The sequence below is a fragment of the Geomonas subterranea genome (genome assembly GCF_019063845.1).
GTDB classification, from domain to species: domain Bacteria; phylum Desulfobacterota; class Desulfuromonadia; order Geobacterales; family Geobacteraceae; genus Geomonas; species Geomonas subterranea.
The window spans coordinates 1,704,677-1,728,690 of the sequence record NZ_CP077683.1; the positions used below are offsets into that span (position 1 = coordinate 1,704,677).

At 63.5% G+C, this 24,014-nt stretch carries 23 protein-coding genes; all 23 read right to left on the reverse strand.

Annotated features, from left to right (window positions below):
- Nucleotides 1-53: 53 nt before the first annotated feature.
- The 23 genes from KP001_RS07345 to KP001_RS07455 all read right to left on the reverse strand — a co-directional run bounded on the left by KP001_RS07345 (nucleotide 54) and on the right by KP001_RS07455 (nucleotide 24,010).
- Nucleotides 54-1,250 carry a glycosyltransferase family 4 protein gene (locus KP001_RS07345; protein WP_217288882.1) on the reverse strand — a complete coding sequence of 399 codons (1,197 nt, stop codon included), beginning with the start codon at nucleotides 1,248-1,250 and terminating at the stop codon, nucleotides 54-56.
- Entirely contained in the window at nucleotides 1,208-2,371 is a 1,164-nt protein-coding gene (locus KP001_RS07350; RefSeq protein ID WP_217288883.1) for a glycosyltransferase, read from the reverse strand. Before KP001_RS07350 ends, KP001_RS07345 begins: the two co-directional genes overlap by 43 nt.
- Complete coding sequence (locus KP001_RS07355) at nucleotides 2,368-3,084, reverse strand: class I SAM-dependent methyltransferase (RefSeq protein WP_217288884.1); 717 nt, start codon at nucleotides 3,082-3,084, stop codon at nucleotides 2,368-2,370. The genes KP001_RS07350 and KP001_RS07355 overlap by 4 nt, the downstream gene beginning before the upstream one ends.
- Before the next feature lie 14 nt (nucleotides 3,085-3,098).
- On the reverse strand, nucleotides 3,099-5,738 hold the full coding sequence (locus tag KP001_RS07360) for a polysaccharide pyruvyl transferase family protein (RefSeq protein WP_217288885.1): 2,640 nt from the start codon (nucleotides 5,736-5,738) through the stop codon (nucleotides 3,099-3,101).
- Entirely contained in the window at nucleotides 5,707-6,306 is a 600-nt protein-coding gene (locus tag KP001_RS07365) for a class I SAM-dependent methyltransferase (protein ID WP_217288886.1), read from the reverse strand. The genes KP001_RS07360 and KP001_RS07365 overlap by 32 nt, the downstream gene beginning before the upstream one ends.
- The gene (locus KP001_RS07370) at nucleotides 6,303-7,181 is read right to left on the reverse strand and encodes a class I SAM-dependent methyltransferase (RefSeq protein WP_217288887.1); all 879 of its coding nucleotides are present in this window, start codon (nucleotides 7,179-7,181) and stop codon (nucleotides 6,303-6,305) included. The genes KP001_RS07365 and KP001_RS07370 overlap by 4 nt, the downstream gene beginning before the upstream one ends.
- Nucleotides 7,178-8,308 (reverse strand): glycosyltransferase family protein, encoded by a 1,131-nt coding sequence (locus KP001_RS07375; protein ID WP_217288888.1) that lies wholly within the window; start codon nucleotides 8,306-8,308, stop codon nucleotides 7,178-7,180. Before KP001_RS07375 ends, KP001_RS07370 begins: the two co-directional genes overlap by 4 nt.
- Before the next feature lie 7 nt (nucleotides 8,309-8,315).
- Nucleotides 8,316-9,053, reverse strand: a complete 738-nt coding sequence (locus KP001_RS07380) for a class I SAM-dependent methyltransferase (RefSeq protein ID WP_217288889.1) — start codon at nucleotides 9,051-9,053, stop codon at nucleotides 8,316-8,318.
- A complete protein-coding gene (locus KP001_RS21940; protein ID WP_239027927.1) occupies nucleotides 9,053-10,321 on the reverse strand; it encodes an ABC transporter ATP-binding protein in 1,269 nt (422 codons plus the stop codon). The genes KP001_RS07380 and KP001_RS21940 overlap by 1 nt, the downstream gene beginning before the upstream one ends.
- 30 nt (nucleotides 10,322-10,351) lie before the next feature.
- A complete protein-coding gene (locus tag KP001_RS07390; RefSeq protein WP_217288890.1) occupies nucleotides 10,352-11,206 on the reverse strand; it encodes an ABC transporter permease in 855 nt (284 codons plus the stop codon).
- Between the two features lie 52 nt (nucleotides 11,207-11,258).
- Nucleotides 11,259-12,014, reverse strand: a complete 756-nt coding sequence (locus KP001_RS07395; protein ID WP_217288891.1) for a glycosyltransferase — start codon at nucleotides 12,012-12,014, stop codon at nucleotides 11,259-11,261.
- A complete protein-coding gene (locus KP001_RS07400; RefSeq protein WP_217288892.1) occupies nucleotides 12,008-12,799 on the reverse strand; it encodes a glycosyltransferase family 2 protein in 792 nt (263 codons plus the stop codon). The genes KP001_RS07395 and KP001_RS07400 overlap by 7 nt, the downstream gene beginning before the upstream one ends.
- Before the next feature lie 7 nt (nucleotides 12,800-12,806).
- Entirely contained in the window at nucleotides 12,807-13,790 is a 984-nt protein-coding gene (locus KP001_RS07405; RefSeq protein WP_217288893.1) for a class I SAM-dependent methyltransferase, read from the reverse strand.
- 35 nt (nucleotides 13,791-13,825) lie between these two features.
- Nucleotides 13,826-14,869: a glycosyltransferase family 2 protein gene (locus KP001_RS07410; RefSeq protein ID WP_217288894.1), complete on the reverse strand. Its 1,044-nt coding sequence runs from the start codon at nucleotides 14,867-14,869 to the stop codon at nucleotides 13,826-13,828.
- Entirely contained in the window at nucleotides 14,866-15,705 is an 840-nt protein-coding gene (locus KP001_RS07415) for a decaprenyl-phosphate phosphoribosyltransferase (protein WP_217288895.1), read from the reverse strand. Before KP001_RS07415 ends, KP001_RS07410 begins: the two co-directional genes overlap by 4 nt.
- Nucleotides 15,702-17,429, reverse strand: a complete 1,728-nt coding sequence (locus KP001_RS07420; protein ID WP_217288896.1) for a glycosyltransferase family 39 protein — start codon at nucleotides 17,427-17,429, stop codon at nucleotides 15,702-15,704. Before KP001_RS07420 ends, KP001_RS07415 begins: the two co-directional genes overlap by 4 nt.
- Nucleotides 17,392-18,270 carry an ABC transporter ATP-binding protein gene (locus tag KP001_RS07425; RefSeq protein WP_217288897.1) on the reverse strand — a complete coding sequence of 293 codons (879 nt, stop codon included), beginning with the start codon at nucleotides 18,268-18,270 and terminating at the stop codon, nucleotides 17,392-17,394. The genes KP001_RS07420 and KP001_RS07425 overlap by 38 nt, the downstream gene beginning before the upstream one ends.
- The gene (locus KP001_RS07430; protein ID WP_217288898.1) at nucleotides 18,267-19,151 is read right to left on the reverse strand and encodes a hypothetical protein; all 885 of its coding nucleotides are present in this window, start codon (nucleotides 19,149-19,151) and stop codon (nucleotides 18,267-18,269) included. The genes KP001_RS07425 and KP001_RS07430 overlap by 4 nt, the downstream gene beginning before the upstream one ends.
- Complete coding sequence (locus KP001_RS07435) at nucleotides 19,148-19,951, reverse strand: ABC transporter permease subunit (protein ID WP_217288899.1); 804 nt, start codon at nucleotides 19,949-19,951, stop codon at nucleotides 19,148-19,150. The genes KP001_RS07430 and KP001_RS07435 overlap by 4 nt, the downstream gene beginning before the upstream one ends.
- 81 nt (nucleotides 19,952-20,032) lie before the next feature.
- Nucleotides 20,033-20,440, reverse strand: a complete 408-nt coding sequence (locus tag KP001_RS07440; RefSeq protein ID WP_217288900.1) for a hypothetical protein — start codon at nucleotides 20,438-20,440, stop codon at nucleotides 20,033-20,035.
- Nucleotides 20,441-20,467: 27 nt separating this feature from the next.
- A complete protein-coding gene (locus tag KP001_RS07445) occupies nucleotides 20,468-20,677 on the reverse strand; it encodes a type IV pilin protein (RefSeq protein ID WP_217288901.1) in 210 nt (69 codons plus the stop codon).
- Between the two features lie 218 nt (nucleotides 20,678-20,895).
- Nucleotides 20,896-22,269: a sigma-54-dependent transcriptional regulator gene (locus KP001_RS07450; RefSeq protein WP_217288902.1), complete on the reverse strand. Its 1,374-nt coding sequence runs from the start codon at nucleotides 22,267-22,269 to the stop codon at nucleotides 20,896-20,898.
- A 109-nt stretch (nucleotides 22,270-22,378) separates the two neighbouring features.
- Nucleotides 22,379-24,010, reverse strand: a complete 1,632-nt coding sequence (locus KP001_RS07455) for a two-component system sensor histidine kinase NtrB (RefSeq protein WP_217288903.1) — start codon at nucleotides 24,008-24,010, stop codon at nucleotides 22,379-22,381.
- Between the last annotated feature and the right edge of the window lie 4 nt (nucleotides 24,011-24,014).

A 24,014-nucleotide genomic window follows, 5' to 3' on the forward strand; every position in this document is an offset into this window, starting at 1 on the left:
TCTTCCAGTCCTTCGTTTTGGTCGATCCGCCCTCGCCTGCCGCATGCGCTGCGCTAGGGCCGCGCGCTCTCGAACAGAGCGCGATAGTAGCGGTCGAACCCTTCGCCCCGAAAGCGAGCAGCGGCGTAGTGGCAGGCGGCAGCGGACAACCGCTCCAAAAGCGCGCGATCCGCGTGCAGCCGCGCGATGAGCGCAGCGAAAGCCTCCACGAGAGCTGCCTCATCGGCACGCTCCTCGACGAGGCAGCCGTTCTCACCGTCGCGCAGATGAAACGGTATCCCCCCTACAGCGGTCGCCAGTGGCACGACGGCGTGAGCCATCGCCTCCATGATGACCATCGGAAACCCCTCCCGGCTCGAAGGAAGGATCAGGAGGTCGTTCTGCCGGTAGTGCGCCTTGATCTCTGCGGGATCATGCAGCTCGCCGATGAAACGCAGCCCCTCGCGGTCAGCGCCGGCCGGGTAGGCATCGGCGAGGTCGCCGATCAGCGTGAACTCGGCCGGCACCCCCATTCGCACGCAGGCCCGGGCGACGCGCCCCACGAGGTGCGCCCTCTTCTCGCTGGTGCCCCTGCCGACGTACAAAACCCTCAGCCGCTCGCCCCTGGGCGCGCGCACGAGGTTGTCCGGAACGTCCACCTTGTTTTCCACCAGGTCGATCCGCTCCGCCAGTTCCGCACGCACGCCGTGCTGACGGTAAAGCTCGACCAGGTCGATCCGGCTTTTCTCATTGATGACCACGCGGCGGTCGAGGCGCTCCACGTACGGCAAGCTCACCGTCTCCGTTCCGCAGCCAAAGGCGTGGATCAGGTCGACGCAGCGTGCGCGTTGGTGCAGGCGCGGCAAAAGCAGGTAATAGAAACTGCTGTTGGAGCCGAACACGACGGGGCTGGCGCAGCGGTTGATGCAGGCGGCGAGGTACCCGGTGAGGATGGTCTCGAATCCCCTCCTGCCGGCGGGCCAGGACAGGTCGAGCAGCCTGCCGCAGGCGGAAAACTCCTCCTTCAACGCGGAAGTCTCGGACCTGTTGGTGATGACTATCCACGGCATCTTGTCGCCGTGCAGCCTCAGGATATCGGCGTGCACCCTCTCGGCTCCGCCGACGTGGTAGCAGGGGAAAAAGAAGAAGAGCCCCGAATCGTTGCGCAGAGGTATGAGCAGGGCCAGCATGGCGCCCAGCCTGAACAGGATCTCGTGCAGGAGCGCCTTCATGGCCACCTGCTCCCGATGAAGCTCACCGTCTCGCGCCATGCCCCCTCCGCGTCGAATCGCTCGGTCACGCGCGCTCTCATCTCTGCGCCGGTCGTCGCGCGCAGGGGCGGGTCCTGCTGCAGTTGCGCGATCCGTCCGGCCAGCGCCGACGCGTCACCAGCAGGCGCGAGGAAGCGGAGCCCTTGCGGCCCGACGGCCTCACGGATTCCGGGTATGTCGGTCGCCACCACCGCCAGGCCGCAGGCCATCGCCTCCAGGACCGCGTTGGGGAGCCCCTCGCTTCTGGAACTGTGCACGCAGAGGTCGGCGGCGCTCAAAAGACCGGCGACGTCCCCCACCTCCCCGAGGAATCTGACGGTATCGACAAGGCCAAGGGAGTCGACGAGGTTTCGCACCTGGTCCCCCTGGTCCACCCGCCCGGCCAGCAGCAGGACCGGCGCCGGCGCCCCCTGCGGCTGACGGTCGGCGAGGATGCGCCAGGCGCGCAGGAGCGTCTCGTGGTCCTTCTGCGCATGCACGTTGGCCACCATGCAGGCAGCGAACGCCTCTTCGGAAAGGCCGATCCGCCCGCGCCATTCCCCCCTACCCGACAGCGGCCGCGCCGGCAGTATCCCGTTCGTGATCACCGCGACCTTGTCGGGAGAAACCGGGAACGCGCTCAGCAGCGCCTCCCTCCCCTTGTCCGAGTTGGAGATGAAACAGGGTGTCAGGCGCGCCGCGAGACTGCGCCAGAGCTCCGGCTCCAGACAGAAGCCCTCGTCGCGCTGGTTCCAGACGCAGAGCTTCGCCCCGGTGAACCTCCAGGCGAGGCCGCAAAGGACGTTGGGAAAGAAGGTGTAGGGCATCAGCAGGTCCGGCTTTTGACGTTTCAATAGCGCGGCGAACCGGCGCAGTTCGAGCAGGTTGGCCGGGATGTGGCGGCGCTCCCACCGCCACGAAACGCCTGTCCCCTCCCACGGGATGTCCGCTTCGTCGCAGAGTTCTGAAAGGCGACCATTCCCCTCCTGAAGCCCCAGCACCCGCACGTCGGCCCCGTGCCGCTCTTTCAGGTACCTCCCGAGGAGCAGGCCCTGGCGCTCGGCGCCGCCCAGTTCGAGGTTGCCGAACACGAAAAGTATGCGCGCCCCCTCGAGGCTGTTATCTGTTCCCCCGCTTTTCAATGTTTCCTCAGTATGTAGACGACCCTCGGGATGATTTCATGGTCGCGACGGATGGTGTGCCGGATCTCGAAACCCGCGCCGGCGGCGAAGGCCTGCACCTCTAAAGGGGAATACCGCTTCTTGTACTCGGTCGGCGCACGCTCCGCGACCGGCTTGTTCCAGTCGGAGCTCAAGTACTGGTTGTTCACGGCCCGGTCATACGAGGTGTCGATGACATCCACGATGAGGTGCCCCCTGTCGGTGAGGACCGCGGCGTAGCGAACGAGAAAGGCGCCCAGGTCAAAGCCCTCAACGTGGTAGGTCCAGTTGAGCGCGAGGAGCAGGTCCGCCTTTTCCGGCAGTCGCACGGGAGCAAGTGCGTCATCCTGCCACAACTCGACCGGGGCGTGTGCCAGACGCGCCAGCTCCTCTCCCGCGCCGATCGCCGCGGCGCAAAGGTCGCTTCCTTTCAGGTTGCGATACCCCTTTTGCGAGAACCAGATCAGGTTCAGGCCGCAGCCGCAACCGGTTTCGAAGATGGCGCTACGCCTTGGCAGGTTCCGCGCGACCCACAGGGACGGTTCGCAGACGTACCACCTCCCCGCCCGGCCGGAAAAGGCGTAAAAGAACCACTCTCCGGCGCGGTGCCTTTCAATCACCTCCCGCACGGTATCGGCGGGGAGGTCGATGCGGCTTTTTCTCTCGTCGAGGTATCTCCTGATCTTGCGCAGCACTCTGAACCTGCTCCTTACCCTGCGAGCCCGGCTGCCAACCGGCGCAGGCTGGTGACCAGGCCGCCCTTCTCAACCGGCCGGGCCTGGTACCGGGCGACCGCCCTCGCCAGGGCGGCGTCGAGTAGTTCGACCGAGAGGTCGTAGTAGCTGAACACGCTTTCCGGGTAGAACCTGTGGTGGTGGTAGCGGTACCAGGTCTCCCTTTCCAGCTCCAACGCGGGAAGCACGGATTCCAGATGGACCCCGTCGGCGCTCAGCACCTGGAGGCCGAATTCCCTGCAGACCTCGAAGGTCGCGTCGTTGGTCCGGTTGAACGGTGCGATGAAAAACGCGATTCGCTTCTCCGGGAACAGACGCCGCAGGATGAGGAGCCCGGCTTCGATGTCCTCTCTTTGCTCTTCAGCGGTCATCCGGGAGTAATCGGTGTGGTACAGGCCGTGTAGCGCGATCTCGTCCGGTATGGTGTTCAGGTAGTCGATAAGATCCCGCCTCTCCTCGAAACGGCCGGTGGAAAGGGTCCGGATCACGCCGTTCTCCAGGTTGGCGACCGTGTCGTACCCCTCGTACTCGACGGGGGTATCTCCGTGGCGGTACATGGTGTTGGTGCACCCCCTGAGGGTTACCCCGTGCACCTGCCGCAAACCGTGCTTGTGGAACACGCCGCAGAAGCGCCGGAATTCCGGCAGCGAGGTGTCCCAGGAGACGTCGTCGTTTCTGAACCTGGGGCGGGAGACCTCCTCGTACACCTCGTCGAAGACACGCCCGAAGGACGAGGCGCACACCTCCCAGTTGCGCTCACGCCGCAGCAGCCGCGCGTTTTCCCGCCCGGCTTCACGCACGCGATCGAGGTTCGCCTCGCACCACGCGAAAGCCTCGGCGAAGGCCTCCGGGGTGCGCTCGGAAACGATGAGGCCGTTGACGCCGTGTTGGACCAGTTCTGGGACGATGCCGACGTCGGTGCAGACCGGGAAACAGCCTGCGGCCATCGCCTCCAGCAGTGGCAGGGGCTCTCCCTCGTGGCGCGAGCATACGGCGAGGACATCGAGCTTGTTGTAGAAGCGGTTCATCCTGCCGTGGGAAAGGGCGCCGCCCGCGGCCAAGAGCCTGAACCGGTCGCGGCAGGCGGGCTCCAGGATGTCCCGGTACCCTTTCACCTCGTCATTGACGTTACCCGCCCATCCTATGGTAAGGGGACCGGTCCTCTCGCGGTCGCGGTGGAACAGCACGTGGGAGAACCCGTTGGGGGTGTGGCGCACCCTGGGGTGGAACGGCTTGACGAGGTCGGTGAGACGAAGCGAGGTGCAGATGACCGTACCGGCGTCGCCAAGGTAGCTCGAGACCATCTCTTCCGGCGTGCATGAGCCGTACAACGGGTCTTCCCAGCGGTGGCTCGACACCTCCTTGATGGTGCGTTCGGGGGCGAAGCCGAACTGCTGGTGCCAGGTCTCCCCCCAGAAGAAGACGTACAAGAGGTCGTAACGGGAAGGGTCCAGCGACGGTTGTTCTTTGACGTACCTGATATCGAACTCGAAACGGTCGCCCAGCGCGCGCGCCAGCTTTCGCGCCGAAATGTCGAAGGCCCACCCCTTGACGTCCACCAGCATGAGGATGCGCGGCTTTCTCCTGGGCTTTGGGCGCACCGCGTCATTCACGGCAGGAACCGCGGCGGCAGGGACCAGGGCCGAAGGGAGCCCGTTGGCTGCCAGGAACTCCGCCATCCTGACCGAGAGCGCGTCCCAATTCCTTCTGACGCGGTCGGCATCGAACACGCGCGCGTCGATGTCCCTGGCGAGCGCGTGATCGCTGTAGTTCCTTATGTCGAGAAGGGGGAGCCCGACCAGCTTGCAGAACTCCGCGGCCCGGCTGTCGTGGGACACGAGGTAGGCGGGCTTTCCGTAGGCTATGGAGAGCATGGCGAAGTGGAGCCTGAAGCCGAGATTGACCTGCTGCCTGCGCACGATGTCCAGGTAGAGACCGGCCTGCCAGGCCGGGTCCATGAGGATTTCCACCCCGTACTTGTGGGCGAGGTCCTCCGCTACCGGGATGTCGTAGGGGCTTTGCAGCACGACGGAGGGGTGATACCGGCGGCACAGGAATTCAAGCGTCTCCCGCTGCCGCGCGTTCCAGGCGTCCTCTATGTGGAGCAGCCGGGCTCGCGGGGTGAGCGTGTACCCCTCGCCGGACGGGGTGAAGTCGGGGCAGCCAAGACCGTGAAACAGTACCGGACAGCCGCTTAACACCACGTTGTCGACCCCTATGGAGCGAAGAAAGCGCAGCGAGGCTTCATCCCGCACCCCGGAGACGACGCATTTCCTGTGGATGGCCCGCACCGCGTCGACCCCTTCCCGGTTCATTTTGGGAATGGCGCCTATCGCCGCACTGCTGCCGATACCGAAGGGGATCACGGGGATGCAGATCCGTTCCACAACCGCCGCGGTGAGATTGCAGGCGAAAACGTGCTGGTACAGGTTGGTTCCGCAGATGATGAGTGCGTCGCAGCCGTTGATGGCCGCCAGTTCCTCATCGCCAAGCGGCGAGGTCAAAGGAAAACGCAGCACCTCGCCGGCGGGCACCAGCCGGGTCACGGCGGACTCTATAATCGCGTCGCCGGAGTTGTCCCCGTTAACGGCTGCGGTCAGAAGCGCAAGTTTCATAGTTCCCTTTTACGACGTAGATCCATTCGTTGTTGCCGAGGTGCTTTTTGGCGAGCACGGGCGCCTGGAGGCGGACGAACAAGCTGTCAAATTCCTCCCAGGCGAGGTCGTTTTTCCATCCCTGCAGGTTCCTGCGCTCGGCGGTGGTGAAGCCGTTGTAGGAAAAGACCACGAAGGAGGCGTTCCCGATGGCGTGCGCCAGCAACTCCAGGGGGTGGTCGAGGTACTCCAGGACACCCATGCAGAAGATGGCGTCGAAACAGCCGGGCGGAAGTTCTCCCGCGTTGAAATCGCAGATGACGGTGTCCGAGGACCGGCTGCAGTAGTCGTACGGGGTGTAGTCCCAATCCGCAGGAATGATCCGCCGCAGGGTCTGTCTGCCGCAACCGTAGTCCGCAACCCGGGCGCCATGGGGTGGGAGGTGCTCCCGGGCGAGGCGGACGGCCTCCTCAGCCCTTTCGGGCCACTCCAGCAGGTTGTCTCCCACGTTGCGGCTATGCAGGTCCTGGCGCTCCCCTCCGGGTGCCCGGCGTATCAGCAGGCGCTGCAGCAGGTTCCTAAGTGTCACTTGGTGGCCTCTATGTAGAGCTTGTATTCCCTGTCGAACCGGGACAAAAGGGCATGCACCTTGCGGTTCTGGATCAGGTTCCCGGCGAATGATTTCCTGAGCGGTCCCGATTCGGGAGCATACCCCTCAGGGAAGACGACTCTCAGCGGCGGTGCGGGAGCCACCTGACGACCGCGCCACGGGGAGACACCGGTGAAGCCGGCCCGGGACAGCCCCCGCAGCAGCGACCGCTTGGTGATGAAGTTGATTTCACGCACAAAGCCCGGGTTGTACCCACGCATCCCGGCGTACGCCTCGCCCAGACGTCCCTTCAGAAAGGGAAACCAAAGGCATCTATAGTGCCCTTCATAGAAGGAGTCGTAGTTGCAGGTGGAGAGAAAAAGCCTCCCGCCGGGCTTGAGTAGCCGGTACATCTCCCGGAGCACCTGCTCCGGTTCCCTCACGTGCTCCATCACCTCGAAACTCAGGATGACGTCGAAACTTTCCGAAGGGAGACCGGTATCCTCCCCCCCGGCGTTGAGGTACCGGTAGTCGAGGTGCGGGTTCAACGCCTTCATTTCCTGGATCGCCCTCCCGAGCATGGCGTAGGAGTTGGCGCAGGGCTCGATGCCGGTGAAGCTCCCCCCGAAGAGCCCGGTCCCGAGCAGGCAGCGGGTCCCGATACCCGACCCCACCTCGAGGACGCTCATGGTCCGGTCGATCCCAAGTCCCGCCCCGACGGGGTACTGGGCCTGGAAGTGGGCGGCGAAATCGAGGTAGTAATTCTGGTAGGCCCGCGGCGGGTCGGCGCCGATCAACGCCGCCTGCTCGACGGAAATTTCCCGCATCAGGCTGAGCAGCGTATCGCTTACGTGCAGCGTTACCGGCGCGCTCACGCGTCACCGTCCCTGCCGGAGCCGTCTTGCGCCTTCCCCCCGCGGCAGAGGTTCACCACGCTCCTGACGGCGTCCGCCATCCTCCCTGCCACCCTTCTCCCTGGCAGAGCGATCGTTTTCCGCTGTTTCTCGTCACCGGAGATGCCGGCGGTGATGTTCCCGATCGCCCTTTTGAAGACCGCGATCTCGCTGTAATCGGTGACGGCCCTCTTCCAGCCGTTCGCGGCGATGATCCTGCGCTCCTCGTCGTGTGCCAGGTAGTACCGGCAGAGCTCGATGCACTCATCGACGGTGTCGAACCCCACCACCTCCTCCCCGAGCCGGTAGATCTCCCCCAGGTGCCCCTTGTTGTCGCATACCTGCAGGACGCCGTTGGCGGGAAGATAGAAGGTCCGGTAGTTGATGGGTCCGGTCGAGTTGTGGATGTTGGGGCCGATCTTCGCGCGGCGCAAAAAGGAGAGTTCGCGCTCGTTGGGGAGAAAGCCGCGCGGCCAGCCGTTGCCGTAAAAATCGGCATCGGGGAAGGCGGCGGCGAGCCGGTCCAGCCGCTCTTTTCTCCAGGGGGCCTCACGGTCCATCATCATGAACAGATCGATGTCGCGCTCCCCGGTCAGCACCTCCTCGTAGGTGAGGGACGGGTCGTAGATACCGGGCTGCAGCCCCATCGGCGCCCAGACGGCGTTCTTCGCCCCCCAGCCGCGGTAGGTTTCGACCTCGGCTATGTTTCCCACCAGGCAGAGATCGTACGCCGCCGCCACGGGGCGGGAAAGGTTGTCGGAGTTCTCCGGGTCGTCGAAGCACTGGAAAACGGTGAAGACCGGGAGGCCGGCGACGAATTCCGGGTGCAGGTTTATGCCGGGGCCATTGATCAGGACGTCCTTCCCCTCGAGCGCCCTCGCCAGTCTCTCGTACATCTTTAAGAGGGTCCTGTCGCCCCGGCGCCATCTTTGATCGAGCTCCTTGAAGCCGAGGCAGGGTCCCGGAGGGTTGAGGGTCAGGCAGAACCCCTCCACGTCGAAACCGGCCTCCTGGAGCCGCCGGAAATAGGCGAGGCACTGGTCCTGGACGTTGCCATAGGCCTGAGAGCCGAACCACGAGTAGCCGTATAGGATTTTAAGATCGTGCATAAAACCTTTATTCCGGAACCCGGCAGATCCCCATCCACGAATCGCGGATGTGGAAGATCCGTCCGCCGATGAGCCCCTTGCGGTAGAGCTTCTCGACGCCGAGGCAGACGGAGTCGATCCAGGGGTATTTCTTCACCAGGTGCGGGTTGAAGTCGTGCCAGATGATGAAGCCGCCGGGGCGCATGTGGGGCAGGATCTTCCTGGTGTCGTTGAAGACGTAATCGGTGTCGTGGCAGCCGTCGATGAAAGCGACGTCGATTGTGCCGATGTCGGGGGTCCAGGTCGCGCTGTTGGCGTAGATCTGGGTGATGTTGCTCCGGTTGCGCTCCCGGAAGGCGCTGCCGATCACCTCGCGCTCCATCGCCACGGTGGTGAGCGTCCCCCCCCCTCCCGCCGCCAGCTCCTCGGGGGGGATGTTGATGGTGAAGATGCTGGTCTCCGGGGCGTTCACAGACATGAGCAGCGTCGCCATCCCGTTGGCGGTCCCTATCTCGAGGGCCACTTTGGGGGAGACGTTGCGCATCACCGTGGCGAGACTCTCGGCGTCCCGTATGCGCCGCTCGTTGACGTCCTCGACGTAGTCGAAGTCGTACATGTCGGGGCGGTCCAGCAGCGGCTCCTGCCGCCAGCCGTAGACCTTCATCAGTTCCCTGAAGTGGTTCAGCTCGATCACCGCGCTGTCCAGGTGCCTGAACTTCCTGCCGGTGACCGTATCGGCCACCCTCCTCCCGATTGCCCGTATCATCAGGTCGTACCGCCTTTGCTCGTCGTGATCGTTTCCCAGCGCAGCCAGGGGGCAAGCTTGCCGCGGATCGGCTCCGCCGGATAGGCGCGGTTGGCCTTGCCGGTGCGCTCCACCCGCAGCGGGATGGAGATCCCATCCGGGTAGCAGGTCCGCACGTTGAAAATGGTGGCGAAGATCTTAAGGGTATAGCTGGTCGGCGCCAGGAGGTCGGCGGGGATTTCCACCCTGGAGAGGAAGCCGCCGGCCTCCACGGTGGGGATGCCGTCGCCGTCCTCGTCGTTGAAGCTTCTGAAAAGGAGCGTCCCCTGGTCGTCGTACAGGTCGAGGAAGACGCGCAGCCCCGAGGTCCTTTGCAGGACCTGATAGGCGATCTCCACCTCGAGCGCCGTGCCGTTCTCGACGCTCTGCTGGACGTCCCGCCCATGCTGCCTGAGCGCTATCCGGTCGAAGCGGAAAACCGGGTCCGCGGGGAGGTCCCGCAACAGTTGGTCCAGGCTCCCGCAGTCGGCACCCCGGCTACCCTCCCGCAGGTACTCCTCGATGGCCGCCTGCGGCGTGCCATCGACCACGATCTCCCCTTCCCTCAGCAGGATGGCGCGTCCGCACAGCTGGCGCATCGCCTGCATGTTGTGGCTCACGAAGAGCACGGTGCGCCCCTGGGTTCCGACATCCTGCATCTTGCCGAGGCACTTGGCCTGGAACTGGGCGTCTCCCACCGCCAGCACCTCGTCCACCACCAGGATCTCGGGGTCGAGGTGTGCCGCGACCGCGAAGGCGAGGCGGACGTACATCCCGGAGGAGTAGCGCTTCACCGGGGTGTCTATGAAGGCGTCGATCTCGGCGAAGGAGACGATCTCGTCGAACCTTTTCCGGATGTCGGCCTTGCTCAGGCCGAGGATGGCGCCGTTCAGAAAGACGTTCTCCCGTCCGGTCAACTCGGGATGGAAGCCGGTTCCGACCTCGAGGAGGCTCGCGATGCGCCCCTTGTAGCGCACCTCCCCCCTGGAAGGGGCGGTCACCCGGGAGAGGATTTTCAAAAGGGTGGACTTGCCGGCGCCGTTTCTGCCGATGATGCCAAGGACGTCCCCCTGCCTCACCTCGAAACTCACGTCCTTGAGCGCCCAGAACTGGTCACCCCCGTGCCGCGCGCACGACCCGCCGACGATGGAGTTGGGGTCCTCCCTGCGGCGCACCCTGGACCACCAGCTCTGCAGATCCAGGGCGAGGGTGTGATGGTTCACGACGCCCAGCCGGTACTGTTTCCACATATGATCTACCTGTATAACGGGCTGGGTCATCTAGACGGTGTCCATGAAGGTCTTTTCCACGCGGCTGAACAGCAATACCCCGACCAGCAGGACTGCAGCGGTGGCGGCAAGGCTCTGCAGCCAGCCGGCAAGGGGGACCGGAGCCCCCCCGAGGAAGGCGTGGCGGAAGAGTTCCACCACGGGAGCCATGGGGTTCAAGTCGAGAAGCCAGCGCCATTGGGCAGGAACGGACGACGAGGGGTACACCACGGGGGTGGCGAACATCCAGAGCTGCACTCCGAAGCCGACCAGGTGCGACAGGTCGCGGTAGCGCGTGGTCATGGCGGAAACGATGATGCCGAAGCCAAGGCCGAGGGCCGCCATCTGCAGCACGAGAACCGGCAGCAAAGCCAGCGCGGGCTGCAACCCGACAGGCACTCCGCTCCAGCGGTAGTAGGCGATGAAGAGCAGAAAGAGCACGAGCTGGATACCGAAGGAGACCAGGCTGCTGATCACCACGGACACCGGGACGGCGATGCGCGGGAAATAGACCTTGCCGAAAATGTGCGCGTTGGCGACGAAGGTGTTCGAGGTGTTGTTCAGGCAGTCGGCGAAGTACCTCCAGGCCACGACGCCCGACAGGTAGAACAGAAAGGGAGGGATCCCCTCGGTGGGGAGCTTCGCGACGTTACCGAAGATGACGGTGAAAACCAGGGTGGTCAATAGCGGCTGGATCAGGTACCACAGCGGCCCCAGTATGGTTTGCTTGTAGACGGCTACGAAGTCACGCCAGACAAAGAGGGCGACCAGGTCGCGGTATCTCCAGATTTCCTTCGGGTCGACGTCGAACCAGCCGCTGCGCGGCCTGATTACCTTGTCCCATCCCCTGTCTGCTGCCTTCTCCATTGAACTCCCTGGGCGGATCAGCCGCGACCACGCTGGACCGACGGCGAGCTGGTCATGGCGATGCCAGCCTGCTGCGCACCAACCACGTGATCTTCTTGAACAAGGCACCCGCGTGGCGCAGGTAAAGCGTTTTGTGCCTCATGATGATCAGCGCCATCATGGCGAACTTGTGGCCAAAGCACATCGAATGATCCCGCGACACGCTTCGAACCCGGTAATAATACAGGATCTCTGGGATTTTTGACACCTCTTTGTTGAGCCGGGTCATGGAAACCCAAAAGTCCCAATCCTCCCACCCGTAGACAAACATGGGGCTGTACCCACCCACCCGTGCCCAGTCGCTCTTCCTGAAAAACGCGGCCGGATGGATCAGGTTGTCGAAGAGTTCGGCCACCGGGTCGTAGGGCGGCAGGTCCCAAAGCCCCTGTTCCTCGCCGAACTTCTCCTCGTCGCAGTAGACGATTCCCACCTCGGGGCGCGCATCGAGGATGGCCACGGCCTTCTCCATGTAGGTGGGGGCGATCCGGTCGTCGGCGTCCAGCGGGAGGATGTAGCTGCCGCGCGCCCGCGCTATCCCGGTGTTTCTGGCCCGGGAGACGCCGCCGTTCGCGGTGCGGAGCACCGTGGTCTTGGGGCGCCGGTACCCCTCCAGAAGCCGAACCGTGCCGGGATCGGTGGAACCGTCATCGACGATGATGATCTCGAAATCGGCGAAGCTCTGGGCCAGGACCGAATCGACGGTCTCGTCGAGAAAGGCGCCATGGTTGTAGCAGGGGATCACCACCGAGACCTTGGGAGGGGTCAGCATGCGTCCTCCGTGCCGGCCAAGGCGATCAGCCTCCTGATGAAGATCCTGTTCAACTCCTTCTTGACCAGGTACTCGAGCCGGTAGGGGAACTGCCAGCTGCCGCGCTTTTCGAGGAATTCCAGACGGACCTGGAACTCCTCTGCGTAGGCGCTGGCCGCTTCCATGGTGGAGCGGCTGCCGCCGTGCACGCAGAAACAGGCCAAGGGGTGGTTCACGGTGACCGGGTCTCCCAGCGCGCCAAGGCGCAACCAGAGGTGGTAGTCCATGCAGTAGCGCAGCGAGAGATCGAAGCCCCCCACCTGAAGGAACGCGCTTCTCTTCACGAAGGTGGCCGGATGCAGGATGATGTTGGAATGAATCAGCCTGCGGTACGAGTAGCGGCGCACCTTGATCTCGCGCAGGAAGCGCCCGGAGGGATCGACGAAGTGGAAACCGCCGGTGAGCCACACCCGCTCCGGATTCGCCTCGAAGATGGAGGCGACCTCTGCCAGCACGCCGGGGTCGAGGTAATACTCATCGGAGTGCAGGTGGGCGACGATCTCTCCCGTGGCGAGGGCGACCCCCTTGTTCATGGCGTCGGAAATGCCGTCATCGGGCTCGGAGACCCAGCGGATGCGCGGGTCGCGCGAGGCGTAGCTACGCACGATGTCCACGGTGCCGTCACTCGACCCGCCATCGACGATGACGTACTCGAGCTCGGGGTGGCTCTGGGCGAGCACGCTCTCGATGGCGCGCCCGATCTGGGCGGCGCTGTTGTAGCAGATTGTTATGACGGAGATCTTCATGACGGCGTCAGTTCCTGACCAGCCAGAAGGAGCCGGGCTCGCACTCGGGATGGCTGCCGAGGACGGGGCACTTTGCGCTGAGGAGGTCGAAGTGGTGCTGCTTCAGATAGTTCACCGCGCCTATGATCCTGAACTCGCGGTTCAAGGTCAAAAAGGCCTCGAGGAGGTACTGCTCGTTCCAGAACTTCACCTCGTCGACCAGCCACTGCTCGAAATAGTCCCGCGGCGTGAGGATGTCGTGCACGTGCACCACGACCCCGGGGCGAAGCGTGGGCAGAATCTGCAGGTAGATGGCGAGGACGTCCCCCTGGGGCCTGATCATGTGCGAGGAGTCCACGAAGAGGATGTCGCCGGGGCCGAGGGTCGAGAAGATAGAGGGGTCCACCTCCTCCACCCGGTGACGCAGCACCTCCACCCCCGCCTTCTCCAGCCAGGGCATCTCGTACGGCTCGATGCAGAGATGACGGCAGACGTAGCCGGGGTTATCCTCCGCGTTCTTCCTTATGGCGTTGCGCACCATGAGGGTGGAGTTGCCGCTGCCGATCTCGATCACGTTCGCGGGCGCCAGGCGGCGCACCATGCTGTAGAGGTATTCCGAGTCGCCGGCGCAGAAGAAGTCGTTACGGTAGTGGTACTCGAGCTCTCCGGTCGGCTCGTACGGGAAGCGGGCGAGCTCATCGGCGTAATGAAACTCACCCAGTATCTGCAGCTGTTCGGAAAGGTTCCACTCGATCCCGGGCAGTGCCCGCTCGGCGCTCAGGGGGTGACGCAGCCCGCGGCAGTCGAACTGCGGTTCGTAGTAGTGGCGGACGACAGGGAACACCCCGACCTTGAAGAGGATCCGGCGGGTGAGCGGCATGCGCTGGATCCCCGCCCGACGGATGAAGGCGAACAGCAGCGCCCCGAGGAAGGTGAAGGGGGCCAGGCAGATCTCCAGAAGCGGGAGGACCCGGTGCACGAGCGGCGCTATCTTTTCTACCAAGCGGTTCATCTGACTCCCAATGCCGGGCGCGGGGAGCGCCCGCTTCAATCGCGGGTAAGGGTGACGGCGGCGCCCTTTTCGCGCCATCCACCGCACATGAGGGTGAAAATCATGGCGACGCGGTCCCACTTCCCCAACAGGGCGCGGGTGAGGAGCGCTCCCGCCAGGGTCAGGTACACGGTGGGAAGCGCCGCCGGGTACCACCGTCTGGTGAAGAAGATCCGGTTGCGGATGTTCCAGTAATCGCAGGCGAGGCTTTTGCGGCCGGGATGGCTGCTGGTCCCTATCGCGCCGCCGACCTTGTGGTAGACCACGCTGTCCGGGGCGTACAGCATGCGGAAGCGGCCGCGCGAACGGAGCACCCAGTCGAGCTCCTCGAAGAACAGGAAGTACTCTTCGCACATGAGCCCGACCTCGCGCAGGAAGTCGGCGGAAACCAGCATCGACGCTCCGACGGGATAGCTCATGCGCCGCTCCACCTGGTCACGGTCGACCCGCTGCGGCCAGCGCCCCAGCCGCCCCAGGTGCCAGGCAAGTCCGAGCCAGCGGCAGTACCATCCGCCCCCGAGCGCCTGGACACGGCTGGGCTCCCCGTAGAGGAGCAGGGTCGAGCCGCAGATACCGGCTCCCGGGGTCCCGGCGAGGCGGTCCACCAGGTTCCCGAGCGCCTGGGGCTCCACCACCGTGTCGTTGTTGAGCAGCCAGACCCAGTCGCACCCCCTGGCCAGCGCGTAGCGCAACCCCACGTTGTTCCCCCCGGCGAAGCCCAGGTTGGCGCCGCACTCCACCAGGATCAGCGGGGCGTTTTCGTCCCGGTCTCCGCCGGCCTCGGCCGCGGCTTTCCCGTAGCGCACAAAAGGGATGGGGCGGTCAAGCGGCGAAGCGGCGAGACGGGCATAGCGCCCGCCGACCTGCGCCGGCTCGGTCCCGGCGGCCCATGCCCCGATCCGCTCCAGCGAGTTGTCAGTCGAACCGTTGTCGCAGACCACGACCCGGAAATCCCGGTACTCGGAGCGCAAAAGCGTTTCCAGGCACTCGAGGGTGTCGCGCCAGCCGTTGTAGTTGACCAGGATGACGTAGCCGCTCATCGGTAGATGGCGAGGGCCACCAAAACGGCCCAAAGCCCCCCAGTGACGAAGAGCGGCAGGTCCTTGAGCAGGGCATCGGTCGGGTCCCCCCCCCCTCCCCTCTTGACCCGCATGGTGTAGCGCAACAGCCCGAAGGTGCAAAGCGGCACGGTGTAGATGAGAGCGTGCCGGGAGAGCGCGTACATCGTGTAGGTGACCAGCACCGCCGCGCCGGTCATCGCCATCGCGAGGTCGAGGAATCCGGGGGGATAGCTCTCCAGGCTCTTGCGGTGCTCCCCGGCGCTGTCCCCAAGCCCTCCCTTCTCGCAGAGCCTCTTGCCGGTGCTAAGAAAAAGGGAGAGGAGAAAGACGGACAGGAAGAGCCACTCGGAAACCATCACGCCGGAGGCCGCCCCCCCCGCCTGAAGTCTCAGCACGAACCCGGAGGCGATGCAGAAGATATCGACGATGGGAAGCGCCTTGAGCCTCAGCGAGTAGCAGACGTTGATCACGAAATAGGCCACCAGATAGCGCCAGAAGTCCCCTTGCGCCATGAGCCCGCAGCCGATCCCGACAGCGGCGAGCAGCAGCGCGAAAAGCGAAGCCGCGGGGAGCGAGATGTCGCCGCTGGCCACGGGTCTGCCCCTTTTGACCGGATGCAGGCGGTCGCTTCCGGCGTCAACCAGGTCGTTGAAGACGTAGGTGGCACTGGAGGCGAGACAGAAGGCTGCGAAAGGAAGCCACATCCTCTGCATCATCCCCGGCTGCATGATGGCGCCGGAGAGGAAGGCAGGGAAGAAGAGCATGAGATTCTTGAGCCACTGGTGGGTACGCAGAAGACGAAGGTAGGGAATCATCGCTCCTCCAGCGCGGCGGCAAGCTTCAGTGCGGCCTTGATGTAATAGGCGTCGCGGGGGGCGGCTGTCGCGCAGCGGACGAAGCTGGCGCGGGCGCCGCCGCGGTCACCGCTCTCCAAAAGGAGCTGGCCGTTGTTGTAAAGGAGAATCGGGTCACCGGTCAGCGCGAAAAGCGCCTCGCTCACCGTGACGAGCTCGGAGATCAACGCCGCCTTCTCGGGGCCAGGCCCGAGCTTGGGCACGATGAGGTAATCGTTGGCCCTCAGTATCTCGAGCAGGTCCTTGTCCTGCTTCACCAGGTTCCACCCGTGCAGGTTGATGAGCCGGCGCTTCTCCTCCGGAGGGACCCCCTGCAGGCGCACCAAAAGCCTGTCCTTGCGAATCATCCGCTTGAGCATCTCGCTTATGTTGAGGGAGGAGGCAACCTCCAGCTCCTTCGCGGCCTCGGCGTACCTCCCCGCCTTGGCGTAGGCGATGGCCAGTTCGTGATGCAGCATCCCCACCGTGGGACTCGTGGCGATGCTGTCCTCGAAGAGGGCGATGTTGGAGCCCCAGATGCCGGTCCTGTGCCACGTGGCGAAGCCCGCAGCCGCGATGCAGCAAAACACGGCGATGAGCGCCAGGCGCTCCCGCAGTTGGGGAGCCCCGGCGGCATACCCGGTCAGGCCGATGGCGAAAAAGGCGGAAGGGATGTAGAGGTAACGCTCCGCCGCCACCGTCCAGGCCACGTCGAAGACACCGACTGCGACGGCCGGCAACAGGAACAGCGCCCCTATGCAGAGCATGGTGACGGTGGGGTAGCTCCTGCGCGCGAAAAGGCAGAAGAGGACCCCCGCGACGGCCGCGACCAGGTACCAGGCGGAAAGATCGACGATGGCGAAGCTCAGGGGCCAGGGAAGGAACATCTTCTTGACATAGAACCCGAACACCTCTCCGCCCAGAAGCAGCGACGCTGCGGGGCTTTTGATGTTGGCTATCAGCAGCTTGGCGAGGCTGTTCTCCCCCGCCGTCCTGGACAGCAGGACCGCCGAGATGAGGACCCCCATCAAAAGGTAGCAGGCTACCAGCACCCTTGCCTGCATCCGCACGGACTCCACGTGGAGTCCGGGGTGGAGATGCCTCAAGAGGGCGATCAGCAAGAGGGAAGCCGGGACGAAGACGATGGCGGTCTCCTTGGTCATGACGCCGGCGACCAGGAGGGCGATGCTGGCCACGGTGTGGCGCATCCTGCCGGTCTCCATACCCTTGAGAAGCGATATGCAGGCGAGCAGCACGAAAGAGGCGGCGAGGGGATCGGTGCGTCCGGCGATCCAGCTCACCGCCTCCGAGTTCACCGGATGCACGGCGAAGAGCAGCGCGGCGACCAGAGGCGCCCACCTGGTGCTCTCCGGCAGGAGCCGGCGCCCCAATAGGAGGACGAGCACCGCGTTGGCGGCGTGGATCAGGATGTTCTCCAGGTGCAGAATGATGGGATTCTGGCCGAACAGGAGGTGGTCTAGATAGAAGCTGAGAGCGATCACGGGGCGGTAGTAGTACCCCTGCCCAGGCGTGAGCGCGTCGGTCAGCCTGAGCCCCTGGGAACCGTAGAACTTCATTATGCCCACGTCGTCGATGGAGACTACGGTGCCGAAAACGGCACGGCTGTAGACTGCGAGGACGACTACGACCAGGAACAGCGCCTGCTTCTTAAGCCCGGTCGTCGTGCTGGTGAGCGAGAATCTCAAGTAGGAACGCCTCCATGTCCTTTCGTTGCGGCTCGATACGGTCGATGGTGGCGCCTGCGGCCACCAGATCGGAAAGCACCTGTTGCAGCTGCGCCTTTTCGACCTGCAGCTCCTCCTGGGCGCCCCCCCGGGTCACCTGCAACAGGTACCCTTCCAGGCCACTTTGCAGAATGTTGGCGACGCTGTCAATCGCCCGCAAGCGTCCGCCGACGACGATTCCCACCCTGTCGCATACCACCTCGACGTCGGCGGTGATGTGCGTGCTGAAAAAGACGGTCTTGCCGCGCCTTTTCAGGTCGCGGATGATCTCCTTCACCAGGGACCGCCCCACGGGGTCGAGACCGCTCATCGGCTCGTCCAGGATGTAGAGGTCGGGGTCATGGAGCATGGCCTGCGCGAGCCCAAGCCTCTGCACCATCCCCTTGCTGTAACCCCTCATGGGACGGTCCGCCGCGCCGGCGAGATCGAGCAGTTCGAGCAGTTGCGCCGACCGCGATGCTATGGCCCCGGCATCCATGCCGAAAGCTCTCCCCACGAAGCGAAGGTATTCCCGCGCGCTCAAGAAGTCGTAGAAGGAAGGGTTTTCCGGAAGGTAGCCGACCCGCAGGTGGGAGGCAGGATCCTGCACGGGCTTCCCGAACAGCGTCACCGTCCCCGCGTCCGGGCGTATGAATCCCATGATGGATTTGATGGTGGTGCTTTTGCCGGCGCCGTTTGGCCCCAAAAAGCCGAAAACCTCCCCGCTCCCCACCTGGAGGGAAAGGTCGCTCAGTGCGGCCACTTTGGCAAGCCTCTTGCCGCGATAGGTCTTGGAGAGGCGGTCGATTTCCAGTGGGTTCATTTACTGTCTCCTCGCTTGCGATCACGCATCAGCCTTTCCGCCGGGGTGAGGTAGGCGAACTTGCTGGTGCTGCGCACGATTCCCTTTTCGTCGAAGTAGTACTCGCCGCCGTACGGGTCCCTGGGCAGCTCTTTCAGAACGCCTTGGGCGACCAGGTCGGCGACCCGGTCGGGCTTTCTGTGGAACCTGCGCTCGAACTCCTCTCCCGCCTTTTGCACCGTCAGCGCCCCGATGAGCGCCCGCTTCCTGGTCTGATAGACCTCGAGGAGCTTGCGGTCAATGGTGCGACGCTGCATGAACTCGATGAAGTGCAGCCCCAGTTCGTTCTCGCCGGACTCGGAGAAGTAGCGCGCGGTCAGGTTGGCCATAAGCGGCTTGCCGGACAGCTCCGCGGCCTTTTTGAAGTACCGCGCGGCGCTGGAGTAATCCTTCTGGAAATAGGCGCAGTTGAAACCGGCGAAGAAGGGGAGCTGGTAGTCCCAGGTGCGGTACCTCATGCCGTAGTCGAGCATCGCGTTCACGTCGGTTATCTTCTTCAGGTCCCAGGTGAAGGCGGCCTGAGTGAAGTAATAGACGTCGGCGTTCCAGGGGTCGAGTTTCGACGAGGTGACCAGCGTCGCGTACATGTTCCCGTACTCCGGCTGCAGCACGATCTTTTGCTGCCACCTTTCCACCAGTGTCCCGTAGTAGAAGAGCACCTTGACGACGGCGTACTGCGCGACGAGGTGCCGGTGCTCGCCCGCCAGAAGCTTCAGGATCTTCGCATCCGGCAGGGACCCGAGCTTCACCGCCACGGGGCGGTTGGCCACCGCGGTGGTAAAGGGGATTATCACCGCCAGGTAGGAACAGAGAAGGAGTGCGAAGACGATCCTGGCCATCACGGCAACTCTCTCCTGGAGAAGCTCCAGACCGATACGGAGAGGATGATTCCCGTGTAGCAGGCGAAGTAAAGCAGCGTGAGCAGGAGCGTCACGGGTGCCAGGGGGAGCGCGTAGATGGCGTTGGTCTTCAGATCGAAAGCCGAAAAATTGGGAATGACGTAGTAGACCGCCTTGATGGCGACCCGCGCGATGGGGACCAGTTCCTTGCCGTACGCCCCCATGGTCATCTCGTACACGTCCTGGCTCGCGCTCCCGGTCATGTAGACCGCGATGGCGCCGAGAAAGGGGAAGTAAAAGGAGGTACTGACTGCCGACAGGAGGATGGCGAGGGCGAGTAGCAGCACGGACTTCAGGTACTCGAAGAAGACCGCCGCGAAGAAATTGTCCCAGCGCACCGGGATGTCAGGGGGGTAGCTTCCCGCTGCCACCTTGATCGCGGCAAACGAGCCGGCACCGAAGACGACGGTTATCACTGCCAGCAAAAGCGCCACGGCACAGAACTTCCCCAGCACGAAGGAGGTTCGGGAAATGGGGAGCCCCAGAACCGACGAGGTGTAACGTTTCTCCACGTCGCGCCAGAGCGACGACGCGCCGGTCAGCACCGCGACCACAACCAGCAGAAAGGAGAGCGTCGAGAGACAGAGCGTCACCGAGAGTTCCTGTACCTGGCGCATCGAGAACAGGCTGAATGCGGGGATCAGGATGAGGGCAAGCAGGGCAAGGCAAAAGAGGAGATACAGGAACCGGTCGCGCAGCAAGGAGGCAACACTCAGGCGGAAGAAATTCTCAAATGTCGACATCAAGGATCCCTCGTGCGGTAGAAAAAAACGGGGTGCACAGAAAACAATGCACCCCGCTCGGACTAACAGATGGTACGAAGACTACTTGCTGGCAGTCCAACCTGCACCGAAGTAGGTGGAGGGAGTGGAGCCGCTGGCCAGGGACGCCGGGAAGGAAGTGCCGGAGGGGAAGCCCGGGGTGACGGTTGCGCCGGCAGCGGAGATGCCAGGGGCGGCGACGTCTACATAGTAGATGTTGGTGTCGACGGAGGAGGAGCCGTAAACCCTGCTCCCCTGGCCGTGGACGGCGCCAACGGTGTAGGAAACGCCGGTAGCGGTGGCGGAGTCGTATGCCATGGCTACGTTTGCGGAAGGTTTGAAGTCGAGCATGCCGTTGGTATCGGTGCCGAACGGAACGGTGCCGGAAGCGCTCGGATTGGTAAAGTTAACTGCATATGCGGACCCTACGCCAACAGCCAGAAGGGCAACGATCGCTAATACTTTCTTCATGATAAGCTCCTTTCGAAATAGAAGTTATTAGTACGGGTATTTCTGATTATCGGCGTAGTACGACTCGAGAGCGGTCTTGGAGTTTTTGAGGTCGCTCAGTGCTGCGGAGTTGTACGCCTTCTGCCTGTACGCGGAGAACTGCGGAATAGCGATGGCAGCGAGGATGCCGATGATCGCAACGACGATCAAGAGCTCGATCAGAGTGAAGCCTTTGTTGCTTCTCAGTTTGTTTAACATCTGTTTCTCCTTTTTCGTTGGTGGTTGCCGACTTGTAGGTGTGACTGTTACATCCTTACCGCAAGACATTACCCTTATAGCAACATGCGGGCCAATCCGTAAAAAACTGGCAACTGCGTGTACACACTAGGTTTTACCGTAAAAAGCCCGTGGCGGCGCGGAAACAAAAAACGTCACAGGGACAATTTTGGCAACAAAAGAGTGACGTTTTTTGTCAGTCACTCCTCATCCATGCCGAACTTGGCCAGGCGGTAGCGGAAAGAGCGGAAGGTCATCCCCAGCAGCGCCGCCGCCCGCTTCTTCACACCGCCGCTCTTCTCCATCGCCTGCACGAGGAGCTTTTGCTCCAGGCTGTCGAGGTAAGCCTGCAGGTCCAATCCCTCTTCAGGAATCTCCAGTTCACTGGAAGGAAGAGCCACCGTGTGATGCTCACGCACCGAAGCGGGAAGGCAGTCAAGGCCGATCACCCTGCTCCCCAGCACGACGCAGCGCTCGACCAGGTTCTCGAGCTCCCGAACGTTGCCCGGGAAAGGGTAGTTGAAAAGGACGCGCAGCGCGTCGGGGGTTATGATGTCGCCCCCCCCGGACCAGATGGAGTACTTCTTGTAGAAATGTTCGACCAGTGCCGGGATATCCTCGCTCCTCTCCTTGAGGGAGGGCATGCGTATCTGGACCACGTTGAGGCGGTAAAAGAGGTCCTCGCGGAAGCTTCCCTCGCGCACCTGCTCCTCGAGGTTGCGGTTGGAGGCGGCCACGATGCGCACGTCCGCCTTGAGGGAAGTCCCCCCCCCTACCCTGCGGAACTCGCGCTCCTGGAGCACGCGCAGCAGTTTCGCCTGCAGCTGCAAAGGGAGCTCCCCGATCTCGTCCAGGAAAAGGGTACCCCCCTCGGCCTGCTCGAAGAGGCCCGGACGGTCGGCGATGGCGCCGGTGAAGGCCCCCTTGGCGTGACCGAAGAGTTCGCTCTCGATGAGCGTTTCGGGGATGGCGCCGCAGTTGACCGCCACGAAAGAGGCGTTCTTGCGCGGAGAATTGTAGTGGATCGCCCTGGCGGCGAGTTCCTTGCCGGTACCGCTCTCACCGGTGATGAGTACGTTGGCCATGCTGTCGGCGACCTTCTCGATGAGCTCGTAGACCTCGCGTATCTCCTTGCTCTTGCCGATCATCCCGGAGAAGCTGAAGCGCTCCTGCACCTCGGCCTTCAGCCGCTTGTTCTCCTGCACGAGGCTCTGCTTTTCCAGGGCCTTGCGCACCAGCACCTTTACCTCTTCCACCTTGAAAGGTTTGCCGATGTAGTCGTAGGCGCCAAGCTTCATCGCCTCCACCGCCTGCTCCGCCGTGGTGAAGGCGGTGATCATGAGGACGGCGGTGTCCGGAGATTCGGACTTGATGCGGGAGAGGAGCTCTATCCCTCCCAGTCCCGGCATGCTCACGTCCGAGATCACCATCTCGTAGTGCTGCCGCCCCAGGCGGGACAGGGCATCCTCGGCGCTTTCCGCCTGGTCCACCAGGTATCCCTCGCCATCGAGGAGGATGGCGAGAAACTCCCGCATGCTCAGCTCGTCATCGACAACCAAAATCCTGGCACGCATTGAAAAACACCTCACTTCGAGTTGCGGCGCAGCGACCTGCGCCATCGCCTAGTCTTGGTCTAAGCCCAGTCCTAGTCTTAGGACCTCTGTCCTGCTCGTGGTCCGGATTTTAACACAACGCAGGGAGATACAGCGTGACCGTCGTCCCTTTCCCCTTGGAGCTGTTGATGGTCATCCTGCCACCGTTGGTCTCCACGATCCGGTACACCGTGGCGAGCCCCAGTCCCGTCCCCCCTTTCTTGGTGGTGAAAAAAGGTTCGAAGACCCGCCTCAGGTCATCCTGGCTCATCCCGGACCCGGTATCCCTGATGCTGATACGCACCTCGCCGGGTCCGGCGTCCTCCTTGACCAGGGCACCATCGATGCAGATGCGCCCCCCTCCCGTGATGGCCTCTGCGGCGTTCACCAGGAGATTCCAGAACACCTGGGTGCACTGGTCCTTGTCGAACTGCACCACCAAATCAGCCGGGAGCTGGTTGTCGACCTCCACCCCCTCCATCCTGGGATCGGTGGCGAGGAGCGCACAGAGGTCCCCGATCACCCGGTGCAGGTTGAGCGCGACCTTGGCGGGCTGGTTGGGCCTGGCGTAAAAAAGGAAGTCGCGCAGCAGGCAGTCCAGGCGGTCGGTCTCCCTCAGTATGATCGAGAAAAGACGCTGGTCCTTCTCGTCCACCCAGGGCCTCAACGCGACCAGCTGCACCGAGCCGCTGATGGCCGCCAGCGGGTTGCGTATCTCATGGGCCATCCGCGCCGAAAGCTCGCCCAGCGCCGCCAGCCGGTCCGCCCGCTTCAGCTCGGCGGCCATGCGCTTTAGCTCGGTCAGGTCGTGCAGGTCGAAGATGGCGCCTACCGGCGCGCCGTCCTTGTCCAGCAAAGGAACCGACTTGTACGACAGCAGCAGTTCGCTGCCGTCGGGCCCCTTGTGCTGAAATTCCCCCTGCCCCGACTCGAAGAAACTCGACTCGAACCCGGCGCACCCGGGCAGAACCTCGCTGAGCGGGCGGTCGTAGGCGTCCTGCTGGGAAACCCCGGTCAGCAGTTCGGCGTAGCGGTTGAAGACCCGGATCCTGCCGCTGACATTGATGGTCAAAAGGCCGCTGTCGATGGTGGAGACGATGCAGGAGTTCAGCCTTTCCAGTTCCTCGTAGTCGATCGCCTTTTCCTGCAGCGCGCTCTCGGATACCCGCGCGCGCTCGGCCAGGTGCCCCGCGAGGAACGCGGTCAGGAAAAAGGAGGCACAGTGGAGAAAGATCAGGTAGAACAGGTACTCAGCGCCCCACTGCTGCGCGGGGTACGGGGAAAGCCCCAGGGGAGCCAGCTTGCCGTAGTACTGGAAATCCAGGATGGCGCCGTAGAAGATGACGCACAGCGACGCCGTGTAGTAGGCCTGGGAGCGGGCCAGCAGCACGCTGGCGCTGATGATCGACAGGAAGTAGAGAAACGCGTAGTGGGAGGTGACCCCGCCCGAAACCAGGATCAGGACGGTAACCAGGATCAGGTCCCAGACGATCTGGAGATGGGTCAGGGTGCGGGTGGTCCTGGCGGACGCTTTGCGCAGCACCACCAGTGAAAGCAGGGAAAAGAGGTAAGTGGCGCCGAGCAGCCGGGCCAGCACTCTTCCGGCGACCTCGCCACTTACATCGTAGGTGTGTACGTCAAGATAAAGGGTGGTAACCAGGAAGACGGATACCACCAGCAGTCTTAGCAGTATGAACCAGAAGACTTTTTTCTTCTCGATCATCCAG